At 44.9% G+C, this 15916-nt stretch carries 19 protein-coding genes; 18 read left to right on the top strand and 1 reads right to left on the bottom strand.

The window, feature by feature from the left end; translation table 11 throughout:
• Positions 1–17 precede the first annotated feature (17 nt).
• The 8 genes from gap (at position 18) to LR957_RS02095 (ending at position 6732) form a co-directional block, all read left to right on the top strand.
• Complete coding sequence (gap, locus tag LR957_RS02130; RefSeq protein WP_232272717.1) at positions 18–1040, top strand: type I glyceraldehyde-3-phosphate dehydrogenase; 1023 nt, start codon at positions 18–20, stop codon at positions 1038–1040.
• Positions 1041–1057: 17 nt separating this feature from the next.
• Positions 1058–1510, top strand: coding sequence for an RpiB/LacA/LacB family sugar-phosphate isomerase (locus tag LR957_RS02125; protein WP_232272716.1), 453 nt, complete (start codon positions 1058–1060; stop codon positions 1508–1510).
• Positions 1507–2157 (top strand): ribulose-phosphate 3-epimerase, encoded by a 651-nt coding sequence (locus tag LR957_RS02120; RefSeq protein ID WP_232272715.1) that lies wholly within the window; start codon positions 1507–1509, stop codon positions 2155–2157. Before LR957_RS02125 ends, LR957_RS02120 begins: the two co-directional genes overlap by 4 nt.
• Positions 2157–2993, top strand: coding sequence for a transketolase (locus LR957_RS02115; RefSeq protein ID WP_232272714.1), 837 nt, complete (start codon positions 2157–2159; stop codon positions 2991–2993). The genes LR957_RS02120 and LR957_RS02115 overlap by 1 nt, the downstream gene beginning before the upstream one ends.
• Complete coding sequence (locus LR957_RS02110) at positions 2990–3952, top strand: transketolase family protein (RefSeq protein ID WP_232272713.1); 963 nt, start codon at positions 2990–2992, stop codon at positions 3950–3952. Before LR957_RS02115 ends, LR957_RS02110 begins: the two co-directional genes overlap by 4 nt.
• 427 nt (positions 3953–4379) lie before the next feature.
• The gene (locus LR957_RS02105) at positions 4380–5291 is read left to right on the top strand and encodes a class II fructose-bisphosphate aldolase (protein ID WP_232272712.1); all 912 of its coding nucleotides are present in this window, start codon (positions 4380–4382) and stop codon (positions 5289–5291) included.
• The gene (locus tag LR957_RS02100) at positions 5291–6253 is read left to right on the top strand and encodes a carbohydrate kinase family protein (protein ID WP_232272711.1); all 963 of its coding nucleotides are present in this window, start codon (positions 5291–5293) and stop codon (positions 6251–6253) included. The genes LR957_RS02105 and LR957_RS02100 overlap by 1 nt, the downstream gene beginning before the upstream one ends.
• Complete coding sequence (locus tag LR957_RS02095; protein WP_232272710.1) at positions 6253–6732, top strand: hypothetical protein; 480 nt, start codon at positions 6253–6255, stop codon at positions 6730–6732. Before LR957_RS02100 ends, LR957_RS02095 begins: the two co-directional genes overlap by 1 nt.
• Here the strand turns inward: LR957_RS02095 and LR957_RS02090 are convergent, their stop codons facing one another.
• Entirely contained in the window at positions 6733–7401 is a 669-nt protein-coding gene (locus LR957_RS02090; RefSeq protein ID WP_232272709.1) for an LOG family protein, read from the bottom strand. It lies immediately after the preceding gene.
• A 123-nt stretch (positions 7402–7524) separates the two neighbouring features.
• Here LR957_RS02090 and LR957_RS02085 point away from each other — a divergent pair, with 123 nt between their 5' ends.
• The 10 genes from LR957_RS02085 to LR957_RS02040 all read left to right on the top strand — a co-directional run bounded on the left by LR957_RS02085 (position 7525) and on the right by LR957_RS02040 (position 15913).
• Positions 7525–8010: a hypothetical protein gene (locus LR957_RS02085; protein ID WP_232272708.1), complete on the top strand. Its 486-nt coding sequence runs from the start codon at positions 7525–7527 to the stop codon at positions 8008–8010.
• A 27-nt stretch (positions 8011–8037) separates the two neighbouring features.
• The gene (gene uvrB / locus LR957_RS02080) at positions 8038–10008 is read left to right on the top strand and encodes an excinuclease ABC subunit UvrB (protein ID WP_232272707.1); all 1971 of its coding nucleotides are present in this window, start codon (positions 8038–8040) and stop codon (positions 10006–10008) included.
• Positions 10009–10039: 31 nt separating this feature from the next.
• Entirely contained in the window at positions 10040–10825 is a 786-nt protein-coding gene (locus LR957_RS02075) for a hypothetical protein (protein ID WP_232272706.1), read from the top strand.
• A 67-nt stretch (positions 10826–10892) separates the two neighbouring features.
• Positions 10893–11180 carry an Asp-tRNA(Asn)/Glu-tRNA(Gln) amidotransferase subunit GatC gene (gene gatC / locus LR957_RS02070; RefSeq protein ID WP_232272705.1) on the top strand — a complete coding sequence of 96 codons (288 nt, stop codon included), beginning with the start codon at positions 10893–10895 and terminating at the stop codon, positions 11178–11180.
• Positions 11180–12550 carry an Asp-tRNA(Asn)/Glu-tRNA(Gln) amidotransferase subunit GatA gene (gene gatA, locus LR957_RS02065; protein ID WP_232272704.1) on the top strand — a complete coding sequence of 457 codons (1371 nt, stop codon included), beginning with the start codon at positions 11180–11182 and terminating at the stop codon, positions 12548–12550. The genes gatC and gatA overlap by 1 nt, the downstream gene beginning before the upstream one ends.
• Positions 12550–12969, top strand: coding sequence for a hypothetical protein (locus LR957_RS02060; RefSeq protein WP_178142983.1), 420 nt, complete (start codon positions 12550–12552; stop codon positions 12967–12969). The genes gatA and LR957_RS02060 overlap by 1 nt, the downstream gene beginning before the upstream one ends.
• The gene (gene gatB, locus LR957_RS02055) at positions 12969–14417 is read left to right on the top strand and encodes an Asp-tRNA(Asn)/Glu-tRNA(Gln) amidotransferase subunit GatB (RefSeq protein ID WP_232272703.1); all 1449 of its coding nucleotides are present in this window, start codon (positions 12969–12971) and stop codon (positions 14415–14417) included. The genes LR957_RS02060 and gatB overlap by 1 nt, the downstream gene beginning before the upstream one ends.
• A gap of 34 nt (positions 14418–14451) precedes the next feature.
• Entirely contained in the window at positions 14452–15345 is an 894-nt protein-coding gene (locus tag LR957_RS02050; RefSeq protein ID WP_232272702.1) for a UTP--glucose-1-phosphate uridylyltransferase, read from the top strand.
• A gap of 15 nt (positions 15346–15360) precedes the next feature.
• The gene (locus LR957_RS02045; protein ID WP_232272701.1) at positions 15361–15648 is read left to right on the top strand and encodes a hypothetical protein; all 288 of its coding nucleotides are present in this window, start codon (positions 15361–15363) and stop codon (positions 15646–15648) included.
• Entirely contained in the window at positions 15617–15913 is a 297-nt protein-coding gene (locus tag LR957_RS02040; protein WP_232272700.1) for a DUF5665 domain-containing protein, read from the top strand. Before LR957_RS02045 ends, LR957_RS02040 begins: the two co-directional genes overlap by 32 nt.
• Positions 15914–15916 lie beyond the last annotated feature (3 nt).

Below are 15916 nucleotides of genomic sequence, written 5' to 3'. Positions count from 1 at the left end.
CTAACAGGGAGGGCGATATGGCTGTAACAAGAATAGCAATTAACGGCTTCGGGCGAATCGGACGCAATGCGTTTAAGATTGCTAACGAGCGAAGTGACTTAGAAATTGTCGCGATCAATGATTTAACTGACACGAAAACTTTGGCGTATTTGTTGAAGCATGATAGCAATTACGGTGAGTACGGACGTCAAGTTGATTTTACGGAAAACGAGCTGATTATTGAAGGTAAGTCGGTTAAGGTGCTGGCTGAGAAAGATCCAGAAAATCTGCCGTGGCGAGATTTGAATATTGATGTGGTGATTGAATCGACAGGATTTTTCACCGATAAAGATGGCGCGGGCAAGCACTTAACGGCTGGTGCAAAGCGTGTGGTTATCAGTGGTCCGACGAAGTCTGAGGGAGTCGATACAATTGTTTTAGGAACTAACGATGACAAGGTAAAAAACGCGACACCAATCGTGTCTAATGCTAGTTGTACGACCAATTCTCTGGGCGCGGTTATGGCGATTTTGGATGCGGAGTTTGGCGTTGAAAAGTCAATGTTAACGACGGTGCATAGCTATACGGCTAGCCAAAAGCTTCAAGATGCGCCATCCAAGGATCTTAGAGAAGGTCGCAACGCTGCCGAAAACATTGTCCCGACTACGACTGGCGCCGCAATTGCTGTAACTAAAACCTTACCGCAATTAACTGGAAAATTTGACGGGCTTAGCGTGCGTGTACCGACTCCAGTGGTGTCGCTTAGCGACGTGACGGCGCTTCTTAGGAAAGATGTAACTGTCGAGCAGGTAAATGACGCGTTCAAAAAAGCCGCCCAGAGTAATTTCTATCAAGGCATTTTGGGTGTTTCTGAGGAACCTTTGGTGAGCCGTGATTTTATCGGTAATTCATATTCGGGGATTGTCGATCTTCCGTTGACGAAGGTAGTTGGTGGTAATCTGATCAAGGTTATGGTTTGGTATGACAATGAGTGGGGCTATTCTAACCGCTTGGTCGAGTTGGTAGCTGACGTCGGATATTATTTGCAGAATCAAGCATAACCATTATAATAAGAAGTATGAAGATTTATCTAGGTTCCGATCACCGCGGTTTTATGCTGAAAGAAAAAGTTTTTGCCTATTTGGTTAAGAATGGCTATGACGTGCAAGACGTTGGCGGTGTAGAATTAAATCCTGATGACGATTTTCCGCAATTTGCGCAGGCGGCGGCGTTGAAGGTTATTGGCGATGATAGCGAAGATCCGCGTGCGATATTAATTTGCGGCGGTGGACAGGGAATGTGTATGGCGGCGAACCGCTTTAAGGGAATCCGAGCTAGCGTGATTTGGGATGCGTTTGAGGCAAAAATGACGCGCCAAGATAACGATTCGAATGTTTTATGTTTGCCTGCGCGAGTTTTGGAAGATAACGAATCAGCATGGAAGGGAATTGTGGAAACATGGCTGAACACCCCCTATGCGAATGCCCCGCGATTTAATAGGCGTAATGCGCAATTGGATGAATTGTCATGAGTAATTCTGTAATCGCACCGGCAATTTTGGCAGAAAATGCCGAACAATATAAAGAGCAGGTTGATAAGATAACTGGGCTTGTTGAGCGTGTGCATATTGATATTTCTGATGGCGAATTTGCTCCAACTTTGACTGTTGGAATTCCTGAATTGTGGGCGCCGGAGGGTTGGATGATTGATATTCACGCAATGGTTAATGATGTTGCTGAGTATGTTCCGAAGTTGATTGCCTTAAGGCCGCATATGATTATTATTCACGCAGAGGCGACGGGGGATGTGAAGACTGCGCTTATGCAGATTCGTCAAGCTGGAATTATGGCGGGATTAGCGCTACTAAAGCCGACGGTTCCGCGAACGGTTGAGGAATTGATAAAGTTAGCAGATCATGTGATGATTTTTAGCGGTGAGTTAGGGCGATTTGGCGGAACTGCTAGTCTTATGCAACTAGAAAAAATACGACTTATTAAAGCTATTAATCCCAATGTAGAAATCGGTTGGGATGGTGGAGTGGCTGTAGATAATGCGTACAGTTTGGTTCAGGGCGGTGTCAACGTTCTGAACGTTGGCGGCGTTATTCAGAAATCATCAGATCCTCGTGCTATTTTCTCCAGATTGCAGCAGGAGATTAATAAAACGAGTGTGCTTTAATGAATGTCGACCAAATAGTGAAATTGAAGAAAATATCACAGAAATTACGTCGATCTGTTATTCGCGAATTATCGGCGGCTAGTTCGGGTCATTCTGCTGGGTGTTTGGGTTTTGCTGACGTTATGGCGGTTTTATATTTTCACGCCATGCAACTAGATCCTGAGAATCCTAATTGGGAAGATCGGGATATTTTCGTGATGAGCAACGGTCATTATGCGCCACTTTTATATGCCACGCTGGCGGAGCGGGGATTTTTCGATAAAAAAGAGTTGGCTAATTTGCGAAAATTTGGTTCCAAGCTTCAAGGTCATCCAGAACGCGGCAGTTTACCGGGAATTGAAACGACTAGCGGTCCTTTGGGGTGCGGTCTAAGTCAGGCGGCCGGCATGGCGTATTCACTACAATATTTGGGCGGCAATTCTGAGCGATTCGTTTACTGCAGCTTGGGTGATGGCGAGCTTGACGAGGGGAATATTTGGGAAGCGGCGATGTTTGCAAAAAAATATAATTTGTCGAATTTGATTACGATTATTGATCGAAATAATATTCAGATTGGTGGCGATACGGAAAAGGTGATGCCGTTAGGTGATTTGGCGGACAAATGGCGAAGTTTTGGCTGGGATGTGCAGGAGATTGACGGGCATAATCATTCGTCGATAATTCAGGCGATTGATAAGGCTAAGATCTCTCGTCAGCCTAGTGTGATAATTGCACATACAGTTCCTGGTCGTGGTGTTGATTTTATGGAATATGACTACCATTGGCATGGAAAATCTCCTAACGCCGATCAGGCAAATCAGGCGCTTTCTCAATTAAGTGAAGGGAGTGGTGAATGAGTTTCTTAATGGAAAATTGGCAGAATTCAGAACTTGCGGCAATTCGCGTTGGTTTTGGCGAAGGCTTGGTTGATATTGCGAAGAAGAATAATTTGGTGGTGGCGCTGAGTGCGGATTTAATGGAAAGTGTTGGCTTTGGTCAATTTGATAAAGAAATTGGACATCCGCGGGCAATTGAAGTTGGCGTGGCGGAGCAAAATTTGGTAACCGTGGCGTCTGGACTGGCGGCTATGGGTAATATTCCTTTTGCAGCCAGTTATGCGGCGTTTAGCCCGGGTCGCAACTGGGAGCAGATTCGCACGACGATTTGCTTAAATAATCAGCCGGTCAAGCTGGTCGGTTCTCATGCGGGGCTTAATGTCGGTCCGGACGGTGCGACACATCAAATGCTGGAAGATATTGCGCTGATGAGAAGTTTGCCTAATATGGTGGTTTTGGCGCCCGGTGATGCTAATGAGGCCAAGCTAATGGCGGCGGCAATGGCTGGAGATAAACGCCCAAACTACGTAAGATTGCCAAGAGAAAAAACGGCGTTATTCCTAAATCAATCTACTTTTGAGATTGGAAAAAGCTATACGTTGAGGCGCGGCAAAGATGTTGCCTTGTTTGGAACTGGCGTGATGACTTATCAATTGTTGTTGGCAGCGGAAAAACTGGCGAATGAATATGACATTCAGGCGGAGGTGATTCATTTTCCGACGATTAAGCCGCTGGACGAGGGTGCTGTGCTTGATGCGGCTCAAAAATGCCAAGCTGTCATTACGGCGGAAGAGGGGCAGATTACTGGTGGATTTGGCTCAAGTGTGGCAGAAGTTCTTAGTGAGAATTTGCCGGTGAAGATGAAGCGAATTGGTGTTAATGATACATTTGGCGAGTCGGGCAAAATGTCTGAATTATGGAAAAAGCATGGCCTGGACGTTGATTCAATTACTCACAGTGTTGTTGATTTTCTCCAGTGAAAAACCCGCCAGGAGCTACTGCCAAGATCTAATAGACCTCAAAGCGGTAGTCCTGACGGGGGTGCGTCATTCGCGGTCATGATATACCATACTGCAGATGAGCGCAAAGAACGCGAGGCTCACTAACATAAACGTTAGTGCCTCCGGCAGCCCGTAGGCTACGCGAAAGTAGTCGAGTGTTGCCAACCATGCTATGCATAGTAGGACGATGGCAAACAAGAATAATTTGCCTGCGAAGGCTGTTATCTTGACTACAGGGTTCACCTTAGCTCTCCTTTTTTGAGCTCAAAGCTAAAGGGCTCTTTTGCCCCTCGACGAACTTTGAGCAAAAGCCATTTTATATTACCACCAAAACAACATGATGTCAATTCTCTTGGCATATCGGGCAGTAATTGATATAATTACCATAAGTATTTTAGGGGGCAGTATGGGATTATCGATTTCAGAGATTCGGAAAAACACGACGCGGGCGCGTCATTTAATGCAGCGAACACGGGCGCAGCGTTTTGCGGTTGGGGCATTTAATATTGACAATCAAGAGACGCTAATTGCGGTGGCGCGGGCGGCACAAAAGCTCCAATCGCCAGTGTTGGTTGAGGTTTCTGACGCCGAAGTGAAGGCTATGGGTCTAGAGAACGTTCGTGATTTGGTGGACAATTATAAAGCTGAGTACGGAATTGAAATGTACTTGAATTTGGACCACGGTCCGACAGTTGAAGGCTGTAAGCGAGCGATTGATGCTGGATACGAGTTTATACATATTGACATTTCTCAGGCGAATCACGATGCTTCGGATGAGGAGATTATTGCGAAGACTCGTGAAGTTGTTGAATATGCCAAGTTTACTGGCGCACTAGTGGAATCTGAGCCGCATTATTTTGGCGGAAGTTCAAATGTTCATACGGAAGATATAAATTACGAGGAGATAAAAAAGACTTTCTCTACACCAGAGGGTGCGCGTGCGTTTGTCGAGGCGACTGGAATTGACACTTTTGCGGCGGCGATTGGCAATTTGCATGGCAAATATCCAGTTCCGAAAGTGTTGGATTTGGATTTATTGGCTGACATTCGTGAGGCGATTTATTGCCAGATTTCGTTGCACGGTGGGTCTGGCACGCCGCTACATTATTTTGAGGACGCTGCGAAAATTGGCGTTTCTAAGATTAATATTAATTCTGATATGCGCTATGCTTTCCGAACGACTTTGGAGAAAACCTTACGAGAAAATCCAAATGAGTACGCTATTGTTAAATTAATGCCGCCAGTTTATGCCGCTGTACAGGAAGTAGTGGAATCAAAGATTAAGGCATTTAATTCCGTGCGAAAGGCGGTGGTTTGATGGCAAAAATTATCACCGTTGGTGCGGCGATTCAAGACGTATTTTTAAGTCAATCGGATGCACTGACGCCAGTTTGTGAAAGTCCAGAACACTGTTTTGCGCGACTAGATTTGGGGGCGAAAGCCGACGTAAACCAGATTCATTTCTCGACTGGTGGTGGAGCTACAAACGCCGCGGTAACGTTTTCCAGGCAAGGACATTACGCTAGCTTTATGGGAGCAATTGGTCACGACCCGGCGGGGCAAGCGGTAATTGCAGATTTGGATAAGGAAAATATCGACACGCATTTGGTGCGATATTCGCCAAAATACAGTACGGGATATTCGGTGTTATTATTGGCTTCAAATGGCGAGCGGACAATTTTAACATACCGTGGTGCTTCAACGCATTATCATGAGGCGGATTTTGATTTATCTGAAGAGGACGCGGATTGGCTATACGTTTCAACTTTGGCGGGAAATATGCCGATGCTTCACAAATTATTCCAACAAGCCAAGCGTCGCGATATGAAGATCTGTTTTAATCCTGGAAAGAAAGAGCTGGCGCAAAAAGATAAATTGCTGGGACTTTTGTCTGATGTTGACGTTTTAACTCTGAACAAAGAAGAAATGCAGCAATTGGTGTCTGGTGAGGATTTGGAAACCTTGGTTAGAAGAGGTTTGAGATTAGTTCCGGTCGTTTTGGTGACGGATGGAGTAAATGGCTCAATTGCAAGCGACGGAAAAACGATCGTACGAGCGCTGATGTACGACGACAGGCCGTCAATTGACAGAACTGGCGCTGGAGATGCGTTTGCGTCGGGATTTTTGAGTGAATGGGCGCGAAGCGGCAATTTGAAAAACTCTGTGATTATGGGCAGTGCGAATGCTAGTTCGGTGGTTATGAAAATTGGAGCAAAGGCTGGAATTTTATATGCTGGCACAGTGCTTCATGCTATGCCAATTCAAGAAAGGGAATTATAATGGCGCAAAATTTGGGAAAATTGTTGGGCGGTGACGTGAAAAAGCGTCGAGCATTAACCGAGCTCAGGCAGATGACTAGGGACGATAGCGATGTGCGATTGATTGCGGAGATATTGGCTAGAGCACATTCGATTATTCGCTCTTTAGGCCTCGATCCGTCAAATGCCACGGCAGAGGAGATTTATCAATCTTTGATGGTTATCGCACCAAAGGTAAATGAGTGGGCGCCGTTCAAAGCTTCAGAATGGGTGCTTTTGGATGTTGATGGTCAGGTGATTTCGTTTAATCCAATTGACATTATAAATAATTATCATTGCCAGTTGCCTCTTGGAAAGCAGCAAACAACGTATGGCAAGCGAGGTCTGGGATTTGAGATTACGCGCCGATATAAAAACCACCCGCGCACATATAATCCAGCTGTAGAGCGAGTGGTTTGTCAGGGTGGAATTTGTTGGATTGAGCCGAAACCTAAGAAATAATTATCGGTCGCAACAAGTTCGCTGATTCTTAATTAGCCCAACTACTTCCGTAATATCTTCGGTGATTGTGTAGGTTTTTTCATCGCCGTCAGATATTAGCTTGTTTGGTAGCATGTTGTCGCGAACAAAATCATCCCATTTACCCCAGAATTTTTTATCAAACAGGATAATTGGTACTGGCGCCATCTTCTTAGTTTGTGTCAATGTGATAATCTCGCAAATTTCGTCCATTGTGCCGAATCCGCCAGGGAAACAAACATACGCATCAGCCAGAAGTGTCATAACTATTTTTCGTGGTGCGAAGTGGGTGAAGGCGAATGAGTCTGTCGTATAGCTGTTTAGAGATTGTTCGTGTGGCAAGCGAATGTTGAATCCGACTGATTTTCCGCCAGCTTCCATAGCGCCGCGGTTTGCTGCTTCCATAATTCCGCCACCGCCGCCAGTGATGATTGTGTAGCCTTCTTTAGCTAATTGAAATGCTAAGTCTTTGGCTTTTTGGTAATATTCGTTATCTTCAGTTATCCTGGCTGATCCAAAAAAAGTCACGGTTTTATGATATTTTTGGAGAATTTCATAGCCAGCATGAATTTCATCATCGACTTTTCCTAATCTGAACATAGCAGCCTGAAGCTGTAATTCGCGCGGAATACAAACATTTTTCGGTGTCATTATTGTCCTTTTTATTTTATGATTTTAACTTTATTACTATATCATAAAATGCCTATGGTTACAATACGTTGATGGCAGATAATTGGTTATATAAAATCAAAGCACAATCTAAATGGAGGTTTTATGGAAAATAAATCAACGGCTAATAAGTGGCTGATCGTGGCGGTGATTGTTATGAGTATAATCATTGTCGTTATGGCTACTTGGATAATTGCTGGCGCTATGTACAAAGATAAAGATTTCCAAACCAAAGGCGACGGCACGGGCGTTCGCTTAACTTCAGTAAGTGATGTTGATAAATTGGATATTGACAGTTCTTTGAAGAAGCTCTTGAAGTCTAAGGTCGGTCAGTCAATCCCAGAACGTGAAGGTTCTGTGTATGAGCCAATCATCGATCGTGCATACGGAAAATATGCGGCAGTATATGGCTTGACGAACGCTTATACTATTATCGGACCAAAGAACGGCACTAGTGAAATTGCAATTGTTGCGAGCATGCAGCAAGGTGACATGCCGTGCTCAGACTTGAAGTTGGCATTGGTTCCGAGTCGCTTGGTTGACGGCAAATGTGAAGTTTCTGGCTCGTCTCAAACTTATAATCAAGACTAGTTTTCATAAATATAGTAAAATAGAGAGGTGAATAAATTTCGCCTCTCTTCTTCATATCAGCCCACGGGTGATCAGCCGCGAGCAATTGCTCAATTAGTCGATGGTTTGGAAAAAGGTCAGCGCGAGCAAACTTTGCTGGGCGTAACTGGTTCAGGCAAGACGTTTACGATGGCGAATATTATTGCCAAGCGCAATGTGCCGACGCTGGTTTTGGCTCACAATAAGACTTTGGCGGCACAACTTTTTTCTGAGTTTAAGGAATTTTTTCCGGACAATGAAGTCCATTATTTTGTTAGCTATTTTGACTACTACCAGCCAGAAGCGTACATCGCTTCAAGCGACACTTATATAGAGAAAGATTCGAAAATCAACGACGAGATTGATCGGCTTAGGCACGCGGCAACTTCCGCGCTGCTTACGCGCCGCGATGTAATTATTGTGGCGAGTGTGAGCTGTATTTACGGCATTGGTTCGCCAGAAACTTACGCCGATATGGCTATTAAATTAACCGTTGGCGAGCGCCGAGTTCAGGACAAGTTTATCCGCTTATTGACCGACATTCAGTATAAGCGCAACGACATCGATTTTGCGCGAGGAACTTTTCGGGTGCGCGGCGATGTTGTGGATATTTTTCCGGCGGGTCAAGATATTGCGGTTCGCGTGGAATTCTTTGGTGATGAAATTGAGCGGCTGACGAAGATCGACCCTTTGACTGGCGAGATTTTGGATCGTCCAGATCAATTGACAATTTTCCCATCCAGCCACTATTCGACGCCGCGTGAGCGAATTGAAAAAGCGATTGTTGGAATTGAGAATGAGTTTAATCAACGGCTGAAATGGTTTGAGGACAATGACAAGTTTTTAGAAGCGCAAAGGCTAAGTCAGCGTACCAAATATGACTTGGAGATGTTGAAGGAAACTGGTTTTGTGAAGGGAATCGAGAACTATTCGCGCTATTTGACCGACCGAGAGCCGGGTGAACAGCCTGCGACTTTGATTGATTATTTTCCGGACGATTGGCTACTTTTGGTTGACGAATCGCATATGACATTGCCGCAAGTTCGAGGAATGTATAACGGTGATCGAGCTCGTAAGGAAGTTTTGGTTGAGCATGGTTTTCGTCTTCCGAGCGCGCTGGACAATCGCCCACTTCGATTTGATGAGTTCAATCAGCATATTCATCAGGCAATTTATGTTTCTGCTACGCCAGGAGATTATGAACTTTCTCACTCGCCAAAGCCAGCTGAGCAGCTTATTCGACCGACTGGGTTGCTTGATCCGCCGATTGAAGTTCGACCGACCGACGGACAGGTTGATGATTTGATGGAGGAAATTCGCCAGACGATTGCAAAAGGTCATCGCGTGTTGGTGACGACATTAACCAAGCGAATGGCGGAGGACTTGAGCGCTTATTTGACGGAAAACGGCGTGAAGACAGCGTATTTGCATAGCGAAATTGATACGCTGGAACGTGGTGATATTCTGAAAGATTTGCGACTTGGAACGTATGATGTGCTGGTTGGAATTAATCTATTGCGTGAAGGTCTGGACCTTCCGGAGGTCAGTTTGGTAGCAATTATGGACGCTGATAAAGAAGGTTTTTTGCGTAGTGAGCAGGCACTGATTCAGACGATTGGGCGGGCGGCGCGGCACGTTGATGGGCGAGTTATTATGTATGGAGACAATGTTACGGATAGTATGCGTCGAGCAATTGACGAAACGAATCGACGTCGAGCGATCCAGCAGAAATATAACGAAGAGCATAATATTACGCCGCAAACTATTCAGAAGAAAATTGACGACGGTTTGCGTTCGATTATTCCGCAAAAAGAATCTGATAAAAAGCCAAAGCTCAACTTGAAGAAAATTCCAAAAGATGAATATCCGGCTTTGATTAAAGATTTGACAGCGCAAATGGAGTTGCATAGTGCCAATTTGGAATTTGAAAAAGCGGCAGAACTGCGTGATTTAATTGCAGAAATCCGTCATACAATGTAGAATAAAAAATATTATTAGATTAGGAGGAATTATGGCAACAAAAGAACAACCACAGCCAGCAAACATCGCGCAACCAGAAATGCCGATGCAACCAAATGCCTACCAGGCATATCCACAATACGCATATGAAGATCCGAACAAGGGCAAAGCAAAGATGCTAACTTTGGAATACGCTTTAGCAATGGGTTCAGCAGTTATTTCAATATTATTGCTGATTGACATCATAACTAAGGTGTTTGGTTTGTGGACAAATTCAACTTCAATATTATTAAGAAGTGTTGGCGGATTTTTCGCCCCATCAATGGTGACTCAAGGAACGGGAATTGTTGCGGCGTCAGTATTTGCCGTGCTTTTGGCCGTATTGTCGCTAGTTTTATTCTCACGCGTATCAAAGGCTGTCCCAGAGCGTGAAGGCTACACAAAGCGAACAGCTTACAAGTTGGTAACTTATGGTGGTTTGGCTGTTTTGATTATCCCAGCTGTCGACTTAGCTGCTCGATTGGTGAGCATTTTGATCAACTCGTTGCTATTTATCGGCGTTAGTGGCGGTGGTGAATTCTACAAGAGTCTGTACTTGGGTGAGTTCTTGCCGTACGCGTTAGCGCTTGCAATTGTTGCTACTGGTGCTTACTTTATTTGCCAAATTGTCAAAGGACGTAACATGTCAAAGGCTTTGTCTTTGATGCTGATTGTGGCTTCTTCTGTCGTATTGTTGACTGGCGCTATTACAATTGCCGTTAAGGCACACAACACGGGTAGTGCAGTAAAGCCTTCTCAATTAGACTACACTAGCCGATATAAAGATTACTCAATGTAATAAAACCTAGAGAAGAATAAAGTCGCTCACTTTGATGAGCGACTTTTTTTAGTGGTATAATATTGATATGATAACTATTTCTACCAGCGACATTCAGCACTTGGCGAGTTTGAGTAGTCTGGCATTGACTGATGACGAAACTGACGGACTGCGCCAAGATTTGGAAAATATAATTGGTTATATTGAGCAGTTAGGCGAGCTTGACGTGTCGGGCATTGAGCCGACTTATCAAGTTACGGGACTGAGCAATGTCTGGCGCGAAGATGAAGTTCAAGCGGGGATTCCTGTTGAGAAGTTGCTCGATTTGGCGCCAGAAAAACAGAATAATCAAGTGAAAGTTCCGCAGGTATTGTAATGAGTAAGATTAGTGATTTTATCGGCAAGAGCGCGGTCGAGAACGTAAAAGAAGCATTGCGACGAGCGCGTGAAATTGAGGAGTATAATGCACTGCTTAGCTTGACGGAAGAGCGTGCGCTGGAGCGTGCAGCCAAGGTTGATGCTGGCGAGATTTCTGGGCGATTGGCGGGCGTGCCATTTGTTGTGAAGGACAATTTTTTGGCGTTTGGTGCGCCAACGACTGCCGCTTCAAAAATGTTAGAAAACTTTAATACACCATTACAGGCGACGGCTGTTGAGAAATTGGAAGCGGAAGGCGCGATTTGCATTGGCAAGGCAAATTTGGATGCTTTTGCGCACGGCGGTTCGACGGAAAACTCGGCATTCGGCCCAACTAAGAATGCTGCGGATGAAACGCGAGTTGCTGGTGGATCATCTGGCGGATCAGCGGTAGTTACGGCGCTTGACGTGGTTCCATTTGCGCTTGGCACGGATACTGGTGGTTCGATTCGTCAGCCAGCCAGCTTTAACGGAGTAGTTGGAATTAAGCCGACTTATGGGGCGGTTAGTCGTTATGGCGTAGTGGCGATGGCATCAAGCACGGACACGATCGGTTGTTTCGCTACGAGCGCAAAAGATGCTGACTTGGTGATGGAAATTATGGCTGGTCGCGATGATAAAGATATGACGACTTTGCCTGATTTCTGGAATAATCAGCCAGAATTTGCAAAGAAAAAGATAGGTCTAGTCAAACAGTGTATGACTGATGACGTGGACGCGGAAGTCCGCCAAAAAACGCTTGATTATGCGGAGAAATTGAAGCAGCTTGGCTACGAAATTGAAGAAGTGGATTTGAGTATGATGCAACATTCTCTGGCGATGTACTACATAATTGTGCCGGCGGAATTGTCCTCAAATTTGGCGCGATATGACGGCGTGCGATACGGACATCGAGCGGCGGAAGTAAAAACTTTAGCGGAACTTTACGGTCGCAGTCGAAATGAAGGATTTATGACCGAGAATAAGCGACGAATCATGATAGGAAGTTTTGTATTGTCAAGTGGATTCTTTGATGCTTACTACATGCAGGCCCAAAAAGCCAGGACGTTGTTGATTGACGAGTTCAAAAAGCTGTTTACCGAATATGACGCGCTATTGATGCCGGTCGCGCCGACTCCTGCGTTTAAGATTGGGGAGAATGCTAGCGATCCGATAAAAATGTATTTGGCGGATATTATGACCGTGCCGGCAAGTTTGGCTGGACTTCCTGCAGTTGCTGCGCCGGCTGGAAATAGTGATGAAGGTTTGCCAATTGGCGTGCAGCTTATTGGCGATTACAAGTCGGACAAGAACCTGCTGAAGCTAGTTTCGGAAGTGGAGAAGATTTGATGGACGGATTGATGGTTGCGATAGTTGTTGCGGCGTTGACTATCGGCGCCTTGCTGATGATTTTCATTCAATTGACTTCTCGTGGTCGCGGTCAAATTGACAAAGAAATGTACCAGAGGGTTTGGCGGCAAATTTTGCGCAATGTCGAAACCAGAAAATCGGAAAGTATGCAGATGGCGATAATGAAGGCGGACAAATTGCTAGACAAAGCTATGCGCGACTGTGGCGTGGCTGGCGAAACGATGGGCGAACGCATGAAATCTCGCAAGGGATATTGGAGCGATGAAAATGGGCTTTGGGCGGCGCATAAATTGCGTAATCAAATTGCCCACGAAACCAACGTAACGGTAACGGCGCAGAGTTTTCGTCGAGCTATGGCGAGTTTTGAACAGGCATTAAAAGATTTGGGAGCATTATAATGAGTGTATATGACGATTATGAAATGACAATTGGTATTGAATGCCACGTTCAGTTAGCGACAAAAACCAAGCTATTTAGCCCGGCCGATAATGACGCTCGCGACGCTGAGCCGAATAGTAAGACGCATCAGATTGACTTTGGTTTGCCGGGGATGTTGCCAGTTTTGAATAAGCACGCTGTTGAGTTGGCGGTTCGCGCTGGAAAAGCTTTGAATTCGCCGATTGCGCACGTTAGCCGATTTGATCGAAAGCATTATTTTTATCCAGATTTGCCAAAGGGCTATCAGACTTCACAGATGTATAATCCGATTATTTTGGCTGGATATGTTGATGCGCCACTGGAAGATGGTTCTTTGAAACGTGTGCGAATTGACCACGCTCACATGGAGGAAGATGCTGGTAAATTGACACATCACGACGGCTATTCGTTGGTTGATCTTAATCGCGCTGGCACGCCGCTGATTGAGATTGTTTCTGAGCCAGATATACATTCGGCTGAGGAGGCTAAAGCTTACGTTTCGGAACTTCATAAATTGATGGTTTATGCGGGTGTGACTTATGGTAATTTGTATCACGGAAATATGAGATTTGACGTTAATATTTCAGTAGCAAAAAAGGGCGCGACGGAGCTTGGAAAGCGCGCTGAAATTAAGAATCTCAATTCTTTCCGCAGTGTCGAGCGAGCCGCTGAGTATGAGTTCAAGCGCCAAGTCGATATCTTGGAACGTGGCGAAGAAGTTGTTCAGGAGACCAGAGGCTGGAATGATGACAAGCAGATAACTATTTCTCAGAGGTCAAAGGAGGACGCTCAGGATTATCGTTATATGCCAGACCCAGATATTCCGCCAGTTGTGTTGACTGACGAGGTGATTGCTGAAATTCAGTCCAAGGTGCCGATGCTTCCGGGTGAATATAGGGAAAAATGGAGCGCGCTAAACTTGGATAAATCTGTTATCAATTCGCTTTTGTCTAATCAGGATTATGCCCAGATTACATTGGAAGTTCAGGAAAAGTCTGGCGAGGCTTCTGCCAAGCGAGTCGCACATTGGTTTGCGAGCGCATTGACGGCTTCTGACGAAGATGACGCGCAAACAGACGGTGAATCTATACGTGTGGCGGTTGAAGATTTGATAGAATTGGCTGAAATGACAGAAAAGTCTGAAGTTTCCAGCACGAATGCGAAGGAGTTGTTTAACGAACTGTTGGCTGGTGCAACAGACCCGCGCAAGCTTGCTGAGGAGAAGAACTTATTGCAGGTTTCTGATGAATCGGCGATTGCTGCAATCGTTGACGAAGTTCTGAGTGATCCAGCTTCGGCGGCGTCAATTGCCGACATCAAGGCTGGAAAAGATAAGGCTATTGGATATTTGGTTGGGCAAGTTATGAAGAAGTCTAGGGGTCAAGCCAACCCAAGTCTTGCTCAGAAACTGATTCGCGAAAGACTTTAGAATTGCTGAAATAATAGGGAATAGGAGCTGAAATATGAGAAAACCAACTAAAGCTATCATCGCCGCTGCCGGTTTTGGTACACGATTTTTGCCACAAACTAAAGCCATGCCAAAGGAGATGCTGCCGCTGATTGATAAGCCGATTATTCAATACGTCGTCGAGGAATTAGTTGAGGCTGGCATTAAAGATATCATTATTATCGGTAGCGCGAATAAGCGAGCAATCGAGGACCATTTTGATGAGCCGAATGAAGAACTTTTGGCTAATTTGCGCGCTGGCGGTCCTAAAAAACAGCCGTTCATTGACGCGGTGCAGAATTTAGCTGATATGGCGAACTTTATTTATATCCGCCAGAAGGGCCCGTACGGCAACGCAACGCCTTTGGCTTGTGCTTCGCATTTGATTCATCATGACGAGCCTGTGATTTACACGTTTGCGGATGACTTTATTGCGGCTAGCCCAAGTCGTTTCAAGCAGATGATCGAGGCATCAGAAAGCTTAGATGGAGCGGTTCTGTCATGTAAGAAAATCACCGATGATGCGGAATTTGATCGTTATGGAGTCATTAATGGTCAAGGGGTGAAAGACGGCGTTATAAAAATGACGAATATCGTTGAAAAGCCGGGCAAGGAGAACGCGCCTTCTGATTTGGCGAGCGTTAGTAGTTATTTACTTCCGGGTGAGATTTTTAGCTATCTAGACAAAGCCAAGGAAGATTTTGACGGCAACGGCGAGTTCACGATTCAGCCAATTATGCAGCAAATGATTGACGATGGATTTGATTTTTATGGCGTAGAGATTACGAACGGTACTTATTATGATACTGGCGACAAATTGGAATATTTGAAGACGGTGATTGACTTCGGTCTTCGCGATCCTAACTTTGGTGATAAATTGCGTGCCCATCTGACGGATCGTCTAAAATAATGTATAATCAATAACATGAATGGATTGCTTATTATATTAGTGATTTTAATGGTGATTTTTATCATCATGATGATTGCTATGACAATTTCTATCATTAAATTAACGCGTCAAATTCGCCAAACTCAGCAGAACGTGGAGGCTATAAGCCAGAGAATTGCTAGTCTGAATGGAATTGTAAGTACGGTTTCAATTGGCGTAGAACTAGCCAAAGGCTTCGCTTCAAAGAGCGGATTTTTCTCAAAATTTTTCTCAAAGAAGAAGGTAAAAAAGAATGAAAAAGTCAGTCAAAGAACAGCCGAGTAGGCTAGTGAAAAAAGTCGTTCGCGATAATGAAAATGATGCGCGTCGGGCGATTTTGGAAGATTTATTCTTTGATTTTCATAAATCCCGGCGCCAAGTTTATTTGATGAACTTTGTTCGAGGAATTTTCTTTGGATTGGGGAGTGCTTTGGGCGCAACACTGTTGATCGCACTGTTGATTTGGATTTTGGGGCAATTCGCCGACATTTTCCCGCCGTTGGCTGATTTTATTAATCACTTAATTGAGACAATGCAACGTCGTCAATAGCGT

Origin of the sequence: Candidatus Nanosynbacter sp. HMT-352, from assembly GCF_021222645.1 — a bacterium.
Taxonomy (GTDB): Bacteria; Patescibacteriota; Saccharimonadia; order Saccharimonadales; family Saccharimonadaceae; genus Nanosynbacter.
The sequence above is the reverse complement of the archived record's forward strand: the minus strand, read 5'-3'. Positions and strand labels throughout refer to the sequence as shown.

Bases quoted from the DNA above. Each gene is read 5' to 3' on its own strand.
- LR957_RS02125 (WP_232272716.1), top strand. From the start codon at position 1,058: ATGAAGATTTATCTAGGTTCCGATCACCGCGGTTTTATGCTGAAAGAA.
- LR957_RS02085 (WP_232272708.1), top strand. From the start codon at position 7,525: ATGGAAAATAAATCAACGGCTAATAAGTGGCTGATCGTGGCGGTGATT.
- LR957_RS02040 (WP_232272700.1), top strand. From the start codon at position 15,617: ATGAAAAAGTCAGTCAAAGAACAGCCGAGTAGGCTAGTGAAAAAAGTC.
- gap (WP_232272717.1), top strand. From the start codon at position 18: ATGGCTGTAACAAGAATAGCAATTAACGGCTTCGGGCGAATCGGACGC.
- LR957_RS02100 (WP_232272711.1), top strand. From the start codon at position 5,291: ATGGCAAAAATTATCACCGTTGGTGCGGCGATTCAAGACGTATTTTTA.
- LR957_RS02110 (WP_232272713.1), top strand. From the start codon at position 2,990: ATGAGTTTCTTAATGGAAAATTGGCAGAATTCAGAACTTGCGGCAATT.
- gatB (WP_232272703.1), top strand. From the start codon at position 12,969: ATGAGTGTATATGACGATTATGAAATGACAATTGGTATTGAATGCCAC.
- LR957_RS02050 (WP_232272702.1), top strand. From the start codon at position 14,452: ATGAGAAAACCAACTAAAGCTATCATCGCCGCTGCCGGTTTTGGTACA.
- LR957_RS02115 (WP_232272714.1), top strand. From the start codon at position 2,157: ATGAATGTCGACCAAATAGTGAAATTGAAGAAAATATCACAGAAATTA.
- gatC (WP_232272705.1), top strand. From the start codon at position 10,893: ATGATAACTATTTCTACCAGCGACATTCAGCACTTGGCGAGTTTGAGT.
- LR957_RS02060 (WP_178142983.1), top strand. From the start codon at position 12,550: ATGGACGGATTGATGGTTGCGATAGTTGTTGCGGCGTTGACTATCGGC.
- gatA (WP_232272704.1), top strand. From the start codon at position 11,180: ATGAGTAAGATTAGTGATTTTATCGGCAAGAGCGCGGTCGAGAACGTA.
- LR957_RS02120 (WP_232272715.1), top strand. From the start codon at position 1,507: ATGAGTAATTCTGTAATCGCACCGGCAATTTTGGCAGAAAATGCCGAA.
- LR957_RS02095 (WP_232272710.1), top strand. From the start codon at position 6,253: ATGGCGCAAAATTTGGGAAAATTGTTGGGCGGTGACGTGAAAAAGCGT.
- LR957_RS02090 (WP_232272709.1), bottom strand. From the start codon at position 7,401: ATGACACCGAAAAATGTTTGTATTCCGCGCGAATTACAGCTTCAGGCT.
- LR957_RS02045 (WP_232272701.1), top strand. From the start codon at position 15,361: ATGAATGGATTGCTTATTATATTAGTGATTTTAATGGTGATTTTTATC.
- LR957_RS02075 (WP_232272706.1), top strand. From the start codon at position 10,040: ATGGCAACAAAAGAACAACCACAGCCAGCAAACATCGCGCAACCAGAA.
- LR957_RS02105 (WP_232272712.1), top strand. From the start codon at position 4,380: ATGGGATTATCGATTTCAGAGATTCGGAAAAACACGACGCGGGCGCGT.